Annotated in this window: 16 protein-coding genes; 12 read left to right on the top strand and 4 right to left on the bottom strand. The window is 71.1% G+C overall.

The window, feature by feature from the left end:
• Positions 1 to 14: 14 nt before the first annotated feature.
• The 6 genes from I5071_RS28535 (at position 15) to I5071_RS28510 (ending at position 9,595) form a co-directional block, all read left to right on the top strand.
• Positions 15 to 4,142: a hypothetical protein gene (locus I5071_RS28535; RefSeq protein WP_236516226.1), complete on the top strand. Its 4,128-nt coding sequence runs from the start codon at positions 15 to 17 to the stop codon at positions 4,140 to 4,142.
• A gap of 413 nt (positions 4,143 to 4,555) precedes the next feature.
• Positions 4,556 to 5,578, top strand: coding sequence for a ligase-associated DNA damage response exonuclease (locus I5071_RS28530; protein WP_236516220.1), 1,023 nt, complete (start codon positions 4,556 to 4,558; stop codon positions 5,576 to 5,578).
• Complete coding sequence (locus tag I5071_RS28525) at positions 5,578 to 7,290, top strand: ATP-dependent DNA ligase (RefSeq protein ID WP_236516219.1); 1,713 nt, start codon at positions 5,578 to 5,580, stop codon at positions 7,288 to 7,290. The genes I5071_RS28530 and I5071_RS28525 overlap by 1 nt, the downstream gene beginning before the upstream one ends.
• Before the next feature lie 5 nt (positions 7,291 to 7,295).
• Positions 7,296 to 7,769 (top strand): hypothetical protein, encoded by a 474-nt coding sequence (locus I5071_RS28520; RefSeq protein WP_236516217.1) that lies wholly within the window; start codon positions 7,296 to 7,298, stop codon positions 7,767 to 7,769.
• A gap of 67 nt (positions 7,770 to 7,836) precedes the next feature.
• Positions 7,837 to 8,781, top strand: a complete 945-nt coding sequence (locus I5071_RS28515; RefSeq protein WP_236516216.1) for an acyl-CoA desaturase — start codon at positions 7,837 to 7,839, stop codon at positions 8,779 to 8,781.
• A gap of 115 nt (positions 8,782 to 8,896) precedes the next feature.
• Positions 8,897 to 9,595 (top strand): C-type lectin domain-containing protein, encoded by a 699-nt coding sequence (locus I5071_RS28510; protein WP_236516214.1) that lies wholly within the window; start codon positions 8,897 to 8,899, stop codon positions 9,593 to 9,595.
• 21 nt (positions 9,596 to 9,616) lie between these two features.
• Here I5071_RS28510 and I5071_RS28505 read toward each other — a convergent pair whose 3' ends face one another.
• Positions 9,617 to 9,967 carry a TerB family tellurite resistance protein gene (locus I5071_RS28505; protein WP_236516212.1) on the bottom strand — a complete coding sequence of 117 codons (351 nt, stop codon included), beginning with the start codon at positions 9,965 to 9,967 and terminating at the stop codon, positions 9,617 to 9,619.
• Positions 9,968 to 10,026: 59 nt separating this feature from the next.
• Here I5071_RS28505 and I5071_RS28500 point away from each other — a divergent pair, with 59 nt between their 5' ends.
• Entirely contained in the window at positions 10,027 to 10,488 is a 462-nt protein-coding gene (locus I5071_RS28500; protein ID WP_236516211.1) for a tetratricopeptide repeat protein, read from the top strand.
• A 3-nt stretch (positions 10,489 to 10,491) separates the two neighbouring features.
• Here I5071_RS28500 and I5071_RS28495 read toward each other — a convergent pair whose 3' ends face one another.
• The 3 genes from I5071_RS28495 to I5071_RS28485 form a co-directional block, all read right to left on the bottom strand.
• Complete coding sequence (locus tag I5071_RS28495; RefSeq protein WP_236516209.1) at positions 10,492 to 11,046, bottom strand: hypothetical protein; 555 nt, start codon at positions 11,044 to 11,046, stop codon at positions 10,492 to 10,494.
• 10 nt (positions 11,047 to 11,056) lie between these two features.
• On the bottom strand, positions 11,057 to 11,953 hold the full coding sequence (locus I5071_RS28490; RefSeq protein WP_236516207.1) for a hypothetical protein: 897 nt from the start codon (positions 11,951 to 11,953) through the stop codon (positions 11,057 to 11,059).
• Between the two features lie 348 nt (positions 11,954 to 12,301).
• A complete protein-coding gene (locus I5071_RS28485; protein WP_236516201.1) occupies positions 12,302 to 13,828 on the bottom strand; it encodes a trypsin-like peptidase domain-containing protein in 1,527 nt (508 codons plus the stop codon).
• Between the two features lie 139 nt (positions 13,829 to 13,967).
• Here I5071_RS28485 and I5071_RS28480 point away from each other — a divergent pair, with 139 nt between their 5' ends.
• The 5 genes from I5071_RS28480 (at position 13,968) to cpaB (ending at position 17,341) form a co-directional block, all read left to right on the top strand.
• Entirely contained in the window at positions 13,968 to 14,747 is a 780-nt protein-coding gene (locus I5071_RS28480; protein WP_236516199.1) for a hypothetical protein, read from the top strand.
• Complete coding sequence (locus I5071_RS28475) at positions 14,744 to 14,956, top strand: hypothetical protein (protein WP_236516198.1); 213 nt, start codon at positions 14,744 to 14,746, stop codon at positions 14,954 to 14,956. The genes I5071_RS28480 and I5071_RS28475 overlap by 4 nt, the downstream gene beginning before the upstream one ends.
• Before the next feature lie 176 nt (positions 14,957 to 15,132).
• On the top strand, positions 15,133 to 15,666 hold the full coding sequence (locus I5071_RS28470) for a TadE/TadG family type IV pilus assembly protein (protein WP_157068706.1): 534 nt from the start codon (positions 15,133 to 15,135) through the stop codon (positions 15,664 to 15,666).
• Positions 15,660 to 16,577 carry a hypothetical protein gene (locus I5071_RS28465; protein ID WP_236516196.1) on the top strand — a complete coding sequence of 306 codons (918 nt, stop codon included), beginning with the start codon at positions 15,660 to 15,662 and terminating at the stop codon, positions 16,575 to 16,577. The genes I5071_RS28470 and I5071_RS28465 overlap by 7 nt, the downstream gene beginning before the upstream one ends.
• On the top strand, positions 16,574 to 17,341 hold the full coding sequence (cpaB, locus tag I5071_RS28460; protein WP_236516190.1) for a Flp pilus assembly protein CpaB: 768 nt from the start codon (positions 16,574 to 16,576) through the stop codon (positions 17,339 to 17,341). Before I5071_RS28465 ends, cpaB begins: the two co-directional genes overlap by 4 nt.
• The last annotated feature ends 4 nt before the right edge of the window (positions 17,342 to 17,345 follow it).

Genomic DNA, 17,345 nt, shown 5'->3' with positions numbered 1-17,345 from the left:
CACAGGACGAACTTTTGACGAACGATCAGACGACACTCGTAGTCACGCGCGATCGCGACGCACACGCCGTCGTCCGGGGCTTCGCGTACCAGATCGACGTGACGCTCGAGCGCTGGCTCGATCTTGACGACGGAGAGGAACTCCACCTCGAGGCTGGCGAAGACATTGACCATATCGCGGCCGACGTAGCTTCCGGCGCACCGCTGGGTCCTCGCACGCTCGAGCAGATCAAGGACCTCGCGAAGAACGTCACGCTCAAAAGTGCCGGTGCAGTCGAAGCCGTCGCGGCATTCATCGAACACCGTGCGAACAACCCGACGGCCGAGCTTCGTTTCCGATTCACCACGACGGCCGCTATCGGAACGGAAAAGAAGACGCCCCTTCCAGAGCCCGGGATCTCCGCGTGGGAGAGAATTCGGTCCGGCGTCTTGGCAGGCGACGAACTCGCCATGAGGCTGAGCGGGATTCGTGAACTCCTGAAGTCCACCTCGAAGCCAAGTGAACTGGCTCAGGAGACGTGGGATCGGTTCGTCGCGTTCGTAAGCGACGGCGAAAGCGACCTCCTGGAGCTCATCAAACGATTCGAGTGGGCCACGTCGGCGCCCGACGGAGCCGGTCGTGAGGAGAGCGTCCGCGGTCGCCTTCGAGCCACGCGAGGTGACGACGACGCCTATCCCTACCTGTTCCTCCACATCTGCCGACTCTTGAGCACTGAGGGACCGAAGAAGCTGATTCGATCGGACATCGAGCGAGTCGCGAGCGCACGGACCCGCCAAGACAGCGTGCTCGTCCAGCAGTATCTCACCCCCCTCCTTGACGGAGTGCGCGCCACAATCGAGGCCACGGTGCGCTCAGAGGTCGTGCCTCAACTCGAGAGAATCGAGTCGACTGCACGAGGAATCGACTCGAACGTCCGCGAGGCGTTGGCACGGATTGGCGGGCTCGACCGAGGCCTCACGCTGGCGATCGAAACCTCTGGCCGGCTCGAGATCGTCGATTCATCGCCGCCGCTTCCCTCGGGTGCCGCCCGTCGCGCAGGTCTAGTCGGGGACCTCAACGAGGCTCTCGGCTCGGCGCGCTGGCTGGCGCTTACAGGCGAGGCCGGGATCGGCAAGTCGTCGCTGGTCTCACTGCTGTGCGCCGCTCGCGCGTCTTCGTTCCCCGCTGTGTGGCTCCGCCTCCGCGATGCGAGCCCGAACGAGGCGGCCGCCCTGATGTACAGGGTCGTGAGCGTCGCCACGTCCGCGACAGGTCTGCGACCTCGTACGGTCGTGCTCGAAGACCTGCCGCGGGCGACGTCAGGTGATGTCCTCACATCGGCGATCGAGTCCCTCGCCGCGCGGCTGAGCTCGGCACGAGTGATCTCGACGAGCGCATACGCGCTGCCGCACGGACCGCGCGCCCTTCTTCGCGAAAGCCTCGTCGAGCGCAGCGTTCCTTTCATGACTGAGTCGGAGGTCGGCGAGGTCCTGGAGAACCGCGGTGCCACCCCCGGTTTCTGCAAGGCTGCAGCTCCCGTTGTCGCGCGCCGCACCGGTGGCCACCCGACCCTCGTCTCAGCAGCGACGGACGTGCTCGCGCGCGCCGGCTGGAATCTCGCGGAGCTACTTCGAACTCTCACCGACGACTCCTACGCGGATACGTTGGCAACCGAGATCTTCGAGAGGCTCCTGCGGACGGTTGAGGACGACCCCTCATGCCGAGAACTGCTCAGCCGCGCGGCACTCGCCATTGGCAGTCTTCGCCGCAAAGACCTCCACCGGCTCGCCGCCGTTGAGCCCGCCCTGAAGGTGCGCGACGACTGCGTGCACCGCGCGCTCGGAACGTGGATCCGTGACGAGGGCGACGGAAGCATTTCGATATCGCCCCTCCTAAAGCACCGCGCAAGTTCACGGCTGCCCATAGAGGTCGTGCAATCCACGCACGGCAGCCTCGCGCGCACGATTCTCGAGCGGGGAAGCGTCACGCCCATCGAGGTGGCTCGCGCCGTGGCACACTACGCCCGCGCAGACGAGTGGGGGGCCGTCGCGTTCTCGCTCGTTCATGCCCTCACCTCTATCCGGGGTGCGCCGAGCGAATGGGTCGAGTTCATGCTCGACCTCTCCGAGCCCTACATCCCTCGTCTCAGCGAGGACCAAGCCGTCCTCGTCAGCGCACAGCGCATCCGGCTGATGGAAGCGGGCGGCACGGACGCGGATCGCGGACGTGTCACCAGAGCACTCGGTTCAGCGAACACGCCCGGGTACGTTCTCGCGTACCTCGCCGCGACGCTTGGACTCGATGTATCGAGGCGCGACTTCGAGTTCGCTTTGGCGCTATGTCGTGCCGCAATTCGAGTTGCGGGAGGAGAAGTCCCGCTCGTGCCCGACGCTCTTCCAAGCGATGAAGACGTCGAGTTCCCCGACATCGTCTCCATCGCAGCGTTCCTTCCGTGGAGCACCGGAGCACTCGTCTCACGCCCGAACGACCTCCGCGAATGGACGCAGGTCGTGGCCGAGATGCCGCGACCGATACTGGACGCCTTCCTCAGTCAGCGGCACGCGCAGGTGCTCGCTCCGTTCGTCGCAAACCGCGTGTGGATGCGCGGCCCCCCGCCGGCGAGCGACGCTCGCTCCGCCGCAGACGCCCTTTCGGAGCTTCGAAACGTCGGTGAACGGCTTGGGTCCGAACTGCTCCAGGCGGCCGCGGCCCGCGCTCACACGGTCGTCCTCGCCGAGTACCTTGGACGACGAGACGAAGCCATCTCGGACGCTACTCAGTTCGGAAGCACGCTACACGACCCGTGGTGTCGGTTCCTGGTTCTCGAAGCGGCGGCAGCGCAGTCGCTTTACGGCGGGCGCCTCGACGATGCCAAGGCCCGCTACGACGCTCTTCTGAGCCTCGCGGCCGGCGTAGACGACATCGAAGTGATCGATGCGACAATCCGGGCGGCCCAATGCTCCGACGATGCGGCCGCGCCGCAGCTGACAGCAACCGCCAGCGCGATGGCGAAGCGGACGTATCCGAAGAACCCGCACGTGCTCGCTCGCTGCGAGCTGGAACACGCTGTCGCCCTGTTGCGCGCGGGGCGCCGAGACGGCGCGCTCGCCTCCACTCTGGACGCGCAGGAGCGTCTCTACGACGCGCTGTCGTCGGACGATAGCCGGGCGCTACGTGCGCAGCTGGCGCTGAGCGGACACCTGCTGGCGTACCTCCAGACGACCGGGCGGGATCGGCCCCTGGACAGCGGGCTCGAACCGCTCAAGCAGGGGACCTTCCTGTACGCACGGGACTCGTTAGCTGACCGGATGGACGAGGAGGCCCTCGTGCGAACGCGCGGGTTGATGGCGCTCGCGGCCGCCTCCATTGGAGATCGGCGCCGCGCTGTGCGTCTGGGAGAGCCGGTATGGTCGCAGCTCGTCGAGGCGCCTTCCCCGATCTCGGCACTGTTGCTCCCGATCCTCGCGGACCCGCTGGCCGCAGCGGCTCTGGTTGAGCGGCGTTACGAACGCGCGCTCTCGACGCTCAGTCGTGGGATCGCGGCTGCATTGGCGCAGCCGTCGCCACCGTCGTTGAACCCGGAGGAAGCCGTCGTGGGGTTCGGGCTCGCGGCATCTGTCGTCGCGCTGATGTGGGATGAAGCCGAGGGCACGACGGGACGCAGCGATTTCATCGCAGAGATCGGACGCGCACGAGACTCTCTCGAGGTGCCGTCGAGCCCGGATTCCGCCGCACGATGGTCGACCTGCGCGACCGTGCTCGATCTCGCGCGTCGCCGCCCCGGTTGGCGCGCGATCTACGATGAGCCCACGCATCCCGACCTCGGTTCCGCCAGGTATCTCCTCGCGTCAACAGAGGACGATGCTGACCCGGATGTGAGCGCCACTCTTCAGGTCCTCGGGTTGTATGCACTCGCGCCGGCCCTCCGAACGTTCTCCGCGTCGGTCGCAATGGTCATCGTCCCGGGCATCGTGGCGTACTGGCGGGCGCGCATCACGCGAGAGGGGATGCGCTTCAGAGCGCCTTCTCATGCCCTGCGTGTGTTGAATCGCATCGCGACCTACGACCTGCGTTCCCTTCGGAGTCTGCTGGAAGAGATCGTCTTCGCGGCGGGGGCACGGAACATCCCCTCGGAAGCGCTAACGTGGATTCGCACCGGATGAGCCCAGCCGATGGACCGGGGGCCGGCTGGTTACACGGCGAAGAGTGCGGGCGAAACGGGTTCACGTCGGCGCAGATCTCGGCGGGCAGCGCAACATCCGGGAACTTCGCGAAGGTGCTCGGCGTGGCGGCTCGACTCTTGGCTACGTCCCCAGAAGCACTCAGTACCCGGGCTGCCGGCGGTCCGGCGACCCGCCGCGGGATCGACAGGTGTGGCCCTAGGGCGCCGCTCGAGTCGCCGAGCAGACCTCCCAGCGATAGGCGTTGAACCCACCAGGGGTGAGCTTGGTGAGAAGATCCGCATCGAGGAAGTGAAGCGCCTCGGACGATCGATTCCGAACGCGCCTGCCGCCCGTCGGTGCTTGCTCGGCGCTCGGCTTCGTCCTCGCCCTCCCTCGTGATATCGCCATCCCCAATGGCGTTGCTCGAGCCCGATGATCGCGGCCTCTGGTGCGCTGCGGGCGGCTTCCACGTCGACCCGTGGGCGCCGGTGCCGCGCGCGGTGCTCACGCACGGTCACGGCGATCACGCGCGACCGGGATCGGGCTCGTACCTCAGCGTGATCGAGGGCGCACCGATCCTCCGGCGCAGGCTCGGCGACGACGCGACGATCCAGACGCTCGCCTACGGCGAGCGTCTGCGCATCGGCGACACGACGGTCTCGCTTCATCCCGCGGGTCACGTGCTCGGCTCCGCGCAGATCCGCATCGAGCACGCGGGCGAGATCTGGGTCGTCACCGGCGACTACAAGCGCGATCGCGATCCGACCTGCGCGCCCTTCGAGCCGGTGCGCTGCGACGTGCTGGTGACCGAGGCGACCTTCGCGCTGCCGATCTATCGCTGGCCCGATCCCGCGCAGGTGATCGACGACATCGTCGCGTTCTGGGACGAGGCGCGCGACGCCGGCGTGCCCGCGCTGCTCTTCTGCTACGCGCTCGGCAAGGCGCAGCGCATCCTCGCCGAGCTCGCGGCGCGCGGGATCGATCGCCCGGTCCACGCGCACGGCGCGATGATGGGCATCACCGACGTCTACCGCGCGAGCCCGGGCATGGCGCCGATGCTCGAGCTGCGCAGCGCGACCGACGCGAAGAAGAAGGACCTCGAGGGGGCGCTCGTGCTCTCGCCGCTCTCGGCGCGCGGCACCTCGTGGATCCGCCGGTTCTCCAAGGCGCGCAGCGGGTTCGCGTCGGGATGGATGCAGGTGCGCGGCGATCGACGTCGTCGCGCGATCGCTCGTGGCTTCGTGCTGAGCGATCACGCGGACTGGCCCGCGCTGCTGCGCACGATCGACGAGAGCGGCGCGTCGCGCGTGCTCGCGACGCACGGCTTCGCGGACGCGCTCGCGCGCTACGTGCGCGAGACCCGCGGCATCGACGCCGGTGTGCTCGCGACGCGTTACGAAGGCGAGGCCGGCGCCGAGCCGGACGAGGCACCCTGATGCACGCGTTCGCGCGGCTCTACGAGCGGCTCGACGCGACGACCTCGACCCAGGCGAAGGTCGACGCGATGCGCGATTACTTCGCGGGCGCGCCGCCCGAGGATGCCGCGTGGGCGCTCTTCTTCCTCACCGGTCGTCGCTTCAAGCGCCTCGTCCCGGTGCGCGCGATGGCGGGCTGGGCGATGGAGGTCACCGGCGTGCCCGGCTGGCTCTTCGAGGAGTGCTACGGCGCGGTCGGCGATCTCGCGGAGATCATCGCGCTGCTCGTCGCCGGTGTGTCCTACGAGGTGCCGCCCGAGCCGCGCGCGGTGATCGCGCCGAAGGATCCTCGCGCGGCGCGCAGCCTCTTCGACGACGAGCCCGCGCCCGAGGTCCCTGCGGCGATCCGTCCGACGACGCTCGCGAGCTGGGCCCGCGCCATCCTCGCGCTGCGCGATCTCCCCGAGCCGGTGCAGCGCGCGCGTGTGCTCGCGCTGTGGCGCGACCTCGATCGCACCGAGCTGATGCTCGTGACCAAGATGATCACCGGCGAGATGCGCGTCGGCGCGTCCGCATTGCTCGTGCAGCGCGCGGTCTCGGCGGCGAGCGGCGTGCCCGCGCCGGTGATCGCGCATCGCATGATGGGCACGTGGGAGCCCGACGCCGCGTTCTTCGCGCGTCTCGTCGCGCCCGCGTCGATCGAAGAAGATCCTTCGCGCCCCTATCCGTTCGCGCTCGCGTCGCCGCTCGAGCAAGCGCCCGAGACGCTCGGTCCGCGCGAGGCGTGGCGCGCCGAATGGAAGTGGGACGGCATCCGCTGTCAGCTCGTGCGACGCGCCGGTGAGCTCTGGCTCTGGTCGCGCGGCGAGGATCTCGTCACCGAGCGATTCCCCGAGATCGTGCACGCCGCGCGCGGGCTGCCCGACGGTCTCGTGCTCGACGGCGAAGCGATCGCGTGGCGCGGCGATCGCCCGCTCCCGTTCGCGATCATGCAGCGACGCATCGGACGCAAGGCGCTCGGCCCGAAGGTGCTCGCCGAGGCGCCGGTCGTGTTCGTCGCGTACGACCTGCTCGAGGAGGATCGCGAAGATCTGCGCGAGCGCCGGTTCGACGAGCGACGCGCGCGGCTCGAGCGTGTGATCGCCGAGCGTGGCGATCCGAGCCTCCGCCTCTCGCCGATGATCGACGCGCCGAGCTGGGACGCGCTCGCCGAGATCCGCGCCCGCTCGCGCGAGGAGGGCACCGAGGGGCTGATGCTCAAGCATCGCGACGCGCCCTATCGCCCGGGCCGTCGTCGCGGCGAATTCTGGAAGTGGAAGATCGAGCCGTACTCGGTGGACGCGGTGCTCGTCTACGCGCAGCCCGGCTCGGGCAAGCGCTCGAACCTGTTCACCGACTACACGTTCGCCGTGTTCGACGAGAACCGCGAGCTCGTCCCGTTCGCGAAGGCGTACTCGGGCCTCGAGGACGAGGAGATCGCCGAGCTCGATCGCTGGATCCGACGCAACACCCTCGATCGCCACGGTCCGGTGCGCGTGGTCGAGCCGCTGCACGTGTTCGAGCTCGCCTTCGAGGGCATCGCGCCCTCGACGCGCCATCGCTCGGGCGTCGCGGTGCGCTTCCCGCGCATCGCGCGCTGGCGTCGCGACAAACCGGTCGAGGAAGCCGACACCATCGAGACGCTCCGCGCGCTCTTGCGCGCGCCCAAGGATCCTCCGCCGCGCGACGTATGAAGGGCATGCATCGACGCGCCGCGCTCCTCGGGCTCCTCGCGCTCTCGCTGTCCCCCTCGCTCGCGCACGCCGATCTCGTCCCGAGCCCGCCGCCGCTCCTCACGATCCGCGGCCAGGACTCGATGGTCACCACGACCGGCGCGCCCACCCACGCGTTCTTCACGCTCCACAACGGCGGCTCGATGCCGGTTCAGGTGCGCATCGAGGCGCTGGTGTGTCTGCTGCCGAACATGCGCCTGCCGCTGCCGATCCGCGCGGTGCTCGTGGGCTCGCGTGACGCGGGCCGGACGATCGCGGTCGCGCCCGGACAGGACGTCGCGATCGAGGTGCTCTTCGACGGCATGTCCGAGGAGGTCGCGCGCGCCTCGACCTGGTCGTTCGAGCTGCGCGCCGACGTGCGCGGCGAGCGCGACGGGCGCGTCCACGCCACGTCGACCGTGCGCAGGGGCATTCGGCACCCGATCCAGCACACGCGTTGACCGAACCGTGACACTGGCTGACCGAACCGTGACGGCGTGACGATGGGGCGATCCGCATCATGCGGGCATGCCTCCGAGCGCGGTGCCGACTGCGACCCTGACCCCCGACGCGGTGTTCGCGCCGTCCGAGACGGACGCGACGCCCCCGACCGCGATCCCGACCGAGCGGTCGCGTCATCGCTACGACTGGCTCGCGTCGGTGCCCTTCATCCTCTGCCACGTCGCGGTGCTCGGCGCGCTCTGGTCGGGCGTCACCTGGCAGGCGGTCGTCGTCTGCATCGCGCTCTACTGGATCCGCGTGTTCGGCGTGACCGCGGGCTACCACCGCTACTTCTCGCACCGCGCGTTCGAGACGAGCCGCCCGATGCAGTTCGTCCTCGCGTGGATCGCCCAGTCGACCTCGCAGAAGGGCGCGATCTGGTGGGCCTCGCACCACCGCGCGCACCACCTCTACTCCGACAGCGAGCGCGACCTCCACTCGCCGCGCCAGCACGGCTTCCTCCACGCGCACCTCGGCTGGCTCTTCTCGGGCAGCGACAAGACCGAGTGGAACCGCGTGAAGGACCTCGCGAAGTTCCCCGAGCTCGTGTGGCTCGAGAAGTACTACCTCGTGCCGCCGATCGTGACGGGCTTCCTCGTGTGGCTCTTCTTCGGCTGGAGCGGGCTCTTCATCGGGTTCTTCCTGAGCACCGTGTTCACGTGGCACGGCACGTTCTTCATCAACAGCCTCGCGCACGTCTGGGGCACGCGTCGCTTCGAGACGAAGGACGACAGCCGCAACAACCCGTTCCTCGCGATCCTCACGATGGGCGAGGGCTGGCACAACAACCACCACCACTACATGAGCTCGGCGCGCCAGGGCTTCTATTGGTGGGAGATCGACCTGACCTACTACCTGCTCGTCGCGATGGAGAAGGTCGGGCTCGTGTGGAACCTGAAGCAGCCGCCGGAGCGCGTGCTCGAGGCGGGTCGTCGCGCCGACGCCGAGCGTCGCGCGCTCGCCCGGGGTTGATCGCGCGGCCCGCGGCCGCCACGCTGCGCACGTGCGGTGCTTCGCGCGATCGAGCGGCGTGCTCGTCCTCTCCCTCGTCCTCGGGACAGCTGGGTGCTCGCTCGAGCGTGTGTCGGTGGCGGGCGAGCCCAACGGCGGTCCGAACGATGCCGACCCCAACGGCGACCTCGACGCCGCGCTCGCGCTCGACGGTGGTGAGCATCCCGCCGACGGAGGCTCGGTCGAGGACGCCGGGGCGCCCGAGGACGCGGGCCGCGACGAGCCGATCGACGCCGCGCTCGCCGACGCCGGTCCCGATCTCGACGGCGGCCCCGGCGATGCCGGCGTCGTCCCGTGCGCGCCGGGCATGCCCGAGCGCTGCGACGGACGCGACCAGGACTGCGACGATCTCGTCGACGAAGGCGCGGGCGACTGCGGCTGCGATCGTGTGCTCGGCGCGCGCGGTCGCTCCTACCTGTTCTGCACGACGCACCGCAATTACGTGGATGCGCGCGCGTTCTGCGCGGCGCGCGGGTACGACCTCGTGGTGATCGACGACGCGGACGAGAACGCGTTCGTGCGCACCGAGCAGCGCACGCGGGGCAACGACTTCCTCATCGGGCTCGACGACCGCGACACCGAGCGCACGTTCGTGTGGGTCGACCGACGCACCGCCTGGAGGAACGGCACGTCGGAGCTGTTCGCGACGTGGGCGAGCGGCCAGCCCGACGACTTCCTCGGCGAGGACTGCGTCCAGATGCGCGACAACGGGCGGTGGAACGACGTCGACTGCGGCGACGCGTTCCGTCACGTGTGCGAGTCAGCACTGCCCTGAGGCGCACCGCCTCGCGCCGGCTCACGCCGGGGCGGGCATGTTCCAGAGCGCGCGCAGGTCGGCGAGCATCTTCTGCTCGGCGGGGCTCTCGACCTCCGCGGCCGCGACCGACTCGAGCACGTCGACGATCAGCTCGCGCGCCTCGGGGCGCGTGACGGCACGCGTGACCGCCTCGAGCTTCTCGCCGTCGCTCACGTTCTGCTCGGCGCGCTCGATCTCGTCCCAGAACGCCTCGGGATCGCCGAGCTCCTCGGCGATCGCGTGGAGGCGCTGCGACTCTTCGCTCGAGTAGCTGCGGTCGAGGCGCACCATCGTGCGGACCAGCGCGGCGAGCGCGAGGCGCTCCTGCGGGTTGAGCTGTGTGAAGTCCACGTGGGCAATCTACCGCAACCGCCGCGCCATCGGCCGTGCGCGCTATCATCGCGGTGCGCATGGAGGACGAGGCGGAGGGCAGGCGGCTCGTCGCGTTCGCCGATCAGCTCTCGTCGGAGGGTCGCTACGAGGAGGCGATCGGGTGGTACGAGCGCGCGATCGTGTGTGCGCCGATCGCGCTCGGCGCGTACCGCTTCGTGATCGGGGAGCTCCTCTTCGAGCTGCAGCGTTATCCCGATGCGGCGCGCGCCTTCGAGATGGTGGTCACGGCGCTGCCCGCGCACGCGCAGGGATGGGAGGCGCTCGGGCGCACCTGCTCGATGCTCGGCGCGCACGATCGGGCCGCGATGGCGCTCGAGCACGCGATCGCGCTGGCACCCGGGTGGGCCGAGCCCTGTTATCACGCCGCCCTCGCGTACGCCGAGCTCGGTCAGCGCACGGCCGCCGAGGATCGCCTGCGCCGCGCGATCGCCCTCGATCCGCGGTTCGCCGAGGCAGCGCGCGACGACGGGCTGATGTGACGATCAGCGGGTGACGATCTCGAAGGGCTCGCCCTCGAGACGATGGGCGCCGCCGCAGCTCGTCGCGACGAAGCGATAGGTGCCGGGCTCCGCGGGCACGCAGCGCTCGCACGCGCACTGCGCGTCGCCGGTGGTGCCGAGCCACGCGGGCGGGTGCAGCGCCGCGCCCGGCGCGAGCTCCACACACGTCGGGGCCTCGCGCTCGCACGAAGGACGCAGCGCGAGCTCGGTCGCATCGACGCGCGCGAAGCGGCCCTCGCTCGACGCGCGCTCGAGCACCAGGCGCGGCGAGACGCGCGCGAGCTCGGTGCCGCGGTTCTCGATGACGATGGCGACCTCGCGACCGGCGCGCGCCGGGGTGCCGCGGATCGCGAGCACCGGCGCAGGCCCGGTCTCGACCGGTGCCTCGGTCGAGCCGTGATCAGACGCGGTGGTCGCGCTGGTGCTGCTCGCGGTGGGCGCCGACGTCTCGGGCGCGTCCTGCGCGGGCGTGCTCGTGCCGCGCGATCCGCTGCACGACGCGAGCATCGCGATCCACAGGAAGAACGTCCGCGTCATCGCGCGCACCCTATCGCGATCCGGTCGCTTCGTCCGCCGCGACGCTCGGAGGCGGCGGCGGGCGCAGCGACGTGACCGTCGACTCGATGTAGAAGCTCGCGACCTCCATCGAGGCGAACGCGACGATCACCACGACGAACGACGCGATCGGCCCGACGCCGCTCGCCATGCGCGCGGTCGATCGCAGCGACACGAAGAGGAGGGCGAGCGGCACCACGACGAGCAGCCCCTTGATCGTGAGGAACGTGTCGACGTGGGGGTCCGCGGGCGACATCCAGAAGAGCAGCGAGACCGCGACGGTGCCCAGCGGGAGCAGGAACGCGCGGTAGAGCACCACGCGCAGCGGCGCGTCGGGAGGCGCCGACGAGGGCGCGTACGAGCGGGCGAGGCTCACGTAGGGCAGGGCGAACGCCGCGAGCTGCACGCTCGACAGCACGAGCCCGAGGCCCATCGCGCGCGCCACGTCGATCGTGATCGCGCTCGCATCGGCGCCGCCGATCACCTCGACCTGCATCGCGCCGAAGAGCAGCGTGCTCGTCATCTCGACGATCTCGGACGCGAGCGCGAGCGGCACGAACGAGAGCGCGAAGAAGAGCCACGCCGCACCGACTCCGCTGCGCGCGAACGCGGGGGCGCTGCTCACCGGGCGCAGGGCGCTCGCGAGCGTCGCGACGAAGCGCGCGGGCGCCGAGCGCGACGTGTCCTCCCACGCGATCGGCGGCGCGGCCGACGCGGGATCGCGCATCAGGCACGCATGGCACCGGCGGATCGGGTGGTGCCAGCAAGCGAGGCACGCGTAGCCGCCGCAGCGCGGGCACAGGGCGAGCGCGGGACGCTCGGGATGCTCGCCGCACGTCGCGCCCTCGGGCGGCGTCTCGACGCGGTCGTCGTCGTCGCGGTCGCTCACGCGCGCGCTCTTTACCACGGGGGATCGACGAACGCCCTCGCCCGCACGGCGAGGGCGTTCATCGCGCGATCGAAGACTGTCGAAAAAGATCGGCTCGCCCGCCGGTCCCTACCGTCCGCGCGCTTCGCGCGCTCCCGTTCGGGACCTGCGGGACGAGCACTCCGGTGAGGACTCAAATCGGCTCGCCCGCCGGTCCCTACCGTCCGCGCGCTTCGCGCGCTCCCGTTCGGGACCTGCGGGACGAGCACTCCGGTGAGGACTCAAATCGGCTCGCCCGCCGGTCCCTACCGTCCGCGCGCTTCGCGCGCTCCCGTTCGGGACCTGCGGGACGAGCACTCCGGTGAGGACTCACTCCCGGTGCATCACCGTGAAGAACGAGCGCTCGCCGCGCGCCACGCGCAGCAGGGCGCGTCCGTCGCGCGCTGCGTTCTCGACCTCGCCGGGCCCGCGCACCGCGCCGCGATCGGCCTCGACGATGACGTCCCCGCGCTCCAGCCCGGCGCGCTCCGCGGGGCTGCCCTGGCGCACCCGCGCGACCACCGCGCCCTGCGGTCCGGCGTGGCCGACCTCGCGCGCGAGCTGCGGCGTGAGCGGGAGCAGCGAGAGCCCCCACGTCCCGTCGTCGCGCGTCGGGCGCGCGTCGCGACCGCCGAGCTCCTGCGGGGTCGTGTCGCGCGGATCGGGTCGCTCCGCGGTCGTCAGCGCGAGCTGCACCGCACGTCCCGCGCGCATCACGTCGATGCGCACCGACGCGCCGATCGGGCGGCGCAGCACGTGGCGCATCAGGTCGCGCGACTCGCGCACCGGCACGCCCTCGACCGCGACGATCACGTCGCCCGACTGCACGCCCGCGCGCGCCGCCGGACCGTTGGGCACGATCTCGTTCACCAGCGCGCCGCGCCGCGATCCGACGCCGAAGTCCGCCGCGAGCTCGGGCGTCAGCTCCTGGAACCCGACGCCGATCCACGCGCGCCGCACGCGGCCTTCGGCGAGCAGCTGCTGCGCGACGCGCTCCGCCATGTCGGCGGGGATCGCGAAGCCGATGCCCTGACCGCGGCCGATGATCATCGTGTTGATCCCGACGACCTCGCCGTCGAGGTTCACCAGCGGACCGCCCGAGTTGCCCGGGTTGATGCTCGCGTCGGTCTGGATGTAGTCCTCGATCTCGTTCATCCCGATGCCGCCGCGGCCGGTCGCGCTGAGCACGCCCGCGGTGACGGTGGTGTCGAGCCCGAAGGGCGAGCCGATCGCGACGACCCACTGGCCGACGCGCTGTCGCTCCATGTTCGCGAAGCGCAGCGGCACGAGGTCGCGCGCCTGCACGCGGAGCACCGCGAGATCGGTCGCGCGATCGACGCCGGCGACGGTGGCGGGCAGCTCGCGTCCGTCCTGGAAGCGCACGCGGATGCGCGTCGCGTTCTCGATGACGTGGCGGTTCGTGAGGATCGCGCCGTCCGCGGAGATCACGAGGCCCGAGCCGCCGCCCTGCACGATGCGCTCGTCGTCGCCTTCCTGCGGCATCCCGGGGAACATGCCGAACGGGAGCTGCTGCATCTGCTCGCGGGGATCGATGCGCGCCTCGACGCGGATCGAGACGACCGAGGGAGAGATGCGCTCGGCGACCGCGGCGAACGCGGTGCCCACGCGCTCGGCGTCGGCGATCGCGGCCTGCGCCTGGGGCTGCGGGATCGGCGGCGGCTCTGCGGCGGTCTGCGGCTGCGTCGCGCGCGGCGCTTCTTGTGCGGAGACCGACACGGCGGCGGCGCTGCCGCCGAGCGCGAGGGTGATGCCCAGCGCGGCGAGACGTGCGCGGCGCCGGCGGGAACGGCTGCGCCGGGTGACGGGAGCGTGGTCGTGGAGGGGAGACTGCGACATGGGCTCTTCGTTCCGGGTTCGAGTCACGAGGGGGTGAACCTCCGTCTCGCGCTTCGTATTCGCCACCTCGCCGCGAGGGTGGGCACGGCCCGTCGATCGAGTGGGCATCCACGGCACGTGCGCTGCTGAGCGTGGCGCCATGCGACGGAAGACTCCTCCATGGACACGAGCGCTCTCGGACACCCGAGGGCAGCTCGGCATCGAACAACTGCTGCTCGTCGGCGCGCTCGCGGTCGCGGGCGCGATCGGCGTCGCCGGGCTCGGCGCGGCGACGAGCTCGTCGTTCGTCGGCGATGCGAGCGCGCCGCTCGACGACAGCCGCGTCCCCGGTGTCGACGATGGGCTCGACGGACGACCTGGGGCGCCCGACTTCTCGCCCGATCTCGGCGATCCCGATCGACGGCGCGATCGCGATCGAGATCGAGATCGAGATCGCGACCGCACCGACTCGCCGCGATCCGGGCCCGACGATCGCGGAGACACGCCGCGCGCCGGGCCTGACGACGATCGCGATCGACCGCGGACGAACTCCGAGGTCCGCCGCTGGTACAACGATCGGATCGCGCAGATCGCGGAGCGCGATCGTGAGCTCGAGCGGCGGGGCGCGTCGCTCGAAGAACGTGCACGCGCGGCCTACGACGCGCGACACGATGCGCGCATGCGCGCGCGGCGCATGATGGGGAACTGCATGTCGGTCGCGTTCCTCCAGCTGCGCGACATCTGCACGTACGGCCGGACGGGCGGGCCCTCGTTCGACGATCTGGTGCGGCGCGGTCGAGGTCGCGGGCGCAGCGACGACGAGGTGTACCAAGGGATCATCGACAGCTCGCAGCGCACGAACGAGCGGTTCAACGAGCACTTCGACGGTCGCCCACCACGACCGCGCCCCGGCGAGGGCGACGAAGGAGAGGCACGATGACGAAGTCGGCGTTCGATCGTTGGACCTCCAACGAAATCACCTGGCGCACCACCGGCGACCTCGACTTCCCGTTCGCCGCCGAGCACGAGGGGCACGCCCTGCGACTGCGCCTGAACGACTTCCCCGACGAGCCGCTGCACACGCTCTTCGTCGACGGCCAGGAGCTCGGCGACTTCGACGACTGGCCCCCGCGCTGGCGCCAGCCGTGACGCCATCACGACGAGCGGGGCCCGTGCTCCGCTCGTCGCGTTTCGTGCGCATGGGCATCGGGTCGAGATCGCCGATGCCCACCCGATGCCCACCTCGATCGCGGCGATGCCCACCCCTCGATCCGCACGATCCGCGTGGCACGCCGGCTGCGAAAGGGCCTCGTCGAGGTGCGGTGATGCGACGAGACGTCGAACGATCGCTGCTGCGCGACACGCGCGGCGCGGCCTATGCCGAGGCGGTCCTGGTGATCCCCGTGTTCGTGCTGCTCGCGGGCGGCGTCGTGTACCTCCACGGCGTGCACGCGGCGCGCATGGACGCGTCGCTGCGGGCCCGCGAGTGCGCGTGGGCCTACGCGAACGGCGGCTGCGAGACGCTGCCACCCGAGTGCCGCGAGACCGGCGGCGGCGCGGCCGACGACGGTGGTGATCCCGCGCTCGCCGATGCGGTCGCGTCGGTGCAGGAGATGCAGAGCTCCTTCCCGATCCCCGGGCTGGGCTCGACCGGCGAGGCGATCTTCGGGCGTACCGTGCGCCTCTCCGCGACCGCGACCGCGCAGAGCACGCCGCTCTTCCCCGCGCCTCCGCGCGAGATGGAGGCGAGCGCGCTCGGCGTGTGCAACGAGCGCGAGCGCACCATCGAGACGGTCGCGCGCGACGTGTTCTGCAGCGCGGTGTCGAGCATCGGCCTCGGAGGGCCGCTCGGATGCTGAGCCTGGCTGCGCGCGTCGATCGCCGCGGGCTCGCGCGCCTCGCGATCTACCTCGTCGTGGTGTGGGCGGTCGGCATCGTGTGGTGCCTCGGGCGCGTGCGCGCCGACGTCGACGAGGCGCTGCTCGGGCTCGGCGCCGATCTCGCGCGGCTCGATCGCGGCGCGCTGCTCTCGTCGGAGGTGCTGCAGCTCAACGGCGCGCGCCTCCGCATCACGACCGCGATGCACGACGCGTCGCTCGAGGACGTGCTCGACGGCGCCGACGCGCGCTGCCGCGAGCGCGACGGACGGCTCGAGGAGCAGCTCCAGGAGACGCTCGGTCGCGACGGCGAGGCGCTCTCTCCGGTGGTGCGCGCGCAGGGCGAGACCCGCGGCTACGTCGCGTGCTTCGGCATGCGCATGGAGATGACGCCCGAGAGCGTCGCGCTGCTCGCCCAGCGCTTCCTCGACACCGGCGACCTCACGTCGATCGGCACGCTGCACTACGTGTACGCGCGCGCGTCGGAGACCGGCACCCACGTGGTCACGGTCGAGAGCGCGGGCCCGGTGCGGCCCCTCGAGATGTTCCCTGCGGAAGGCGATGCGCCGGGCGCGGATCCTGCGATCGTCGCCCGTCCTGCCGGGATGCGCCGGCTGCTCTCGGCGGACGTCGAGGCGCGTCCCTACGGCATCGCCGCGTACTCGGTGACGCGCGACGCCGGCGAGGTGCTGAACGAGTACCGCGCCGATCTCGCGCGGCGCGGATGGCACGAGCACACGCACGCGGCGTGGTCCGACGCCCGCGGTGAAGGATCGATCGTCGCCGAGCGCGACGGTGCGGTGGTCGCGGTGATCGCGAGCCGCGACGAGGGCGGCGAGATCGCGATCGCCGTCCTCACGACGCCCACGAACGAACAGGAGGTCTCCCCGTGAAGCTCCGAGCGCTGCTCCTCTCTCTCCTCGTCGCAGGCATCGGTGCCGCGCTCTGCTTCGCCGCGTTCGCGCGCGTGCGGCGCGAGGCCCAAGGCGGTGAGCCGGTCCGCGTGGTCGCGGTCACGCGCGACCTCGCGCCGGGCGCGGTGCTGACGCGCGACGTGCTCGCGGTGCGCACCATCCCGCGCGCCTACGTCGAAGAGCGCCACGTGCCCTTCGAGGACACCGAGACCGTGGTCGGACTGCGCGCGGTGAGCGCGCTCCGCGCCGGTGAGGCGCTGCTGTGGAACGACGTCGACGACGAGGCGGTCGCGGCCGCGCGGCTCGCCGCGGTGATCGGCGAAGGACGGCGCGCGGTGACGGTCCGCGTGCACGCGACCTCGGCCTTCACCGGTCTCTTGCGCCCGGGTGATCGCGTCGACGTGCTGCACTTCGCGCCGCGCCTCGGAAGCGAGGAGCGCGTCACCGCGCAGCTGCTCGAGAACGTCCTGGTGCTCGCGGTCGCGGGCACGCTCGACCCGAGCTCGCCCTCGCGCTGCGGCGCGACCTCGGCGCAGCAGGTCACGGTCGCGGCGACCGTCGACGAAGCGCAGCGCCTCGTGCACGCGCAGTCGACCGGTGATCTGCACCTCGTGCTGCGCAACCCCGACGACGTCGAGCCCATGCTCTCGATGGGCGATCCGGTGACCGACGCCGACGTGCTGGTCGCGGCCGAGCGCCGCCGCCGCCGCGCGCGCAGCGACGTGCCCTCGAGCATCCGCTGAAGGA

Origin of the sequence: Sandaracinus amylolyticus (assembly GCF_021631985.1) — a bacterium.
Lineage (GTDB): Bacteria > Myxococcota_A > Polyangia > Polyangiales > Sandaracinaceae > Sandaracinus > Sandaracinus amylolyticus_A.
The sequence above is the reverse complement of the archived record's forward strand: the minus strand, read 5'-3'. Positions and strand labels throughout refer to the sequence as shown.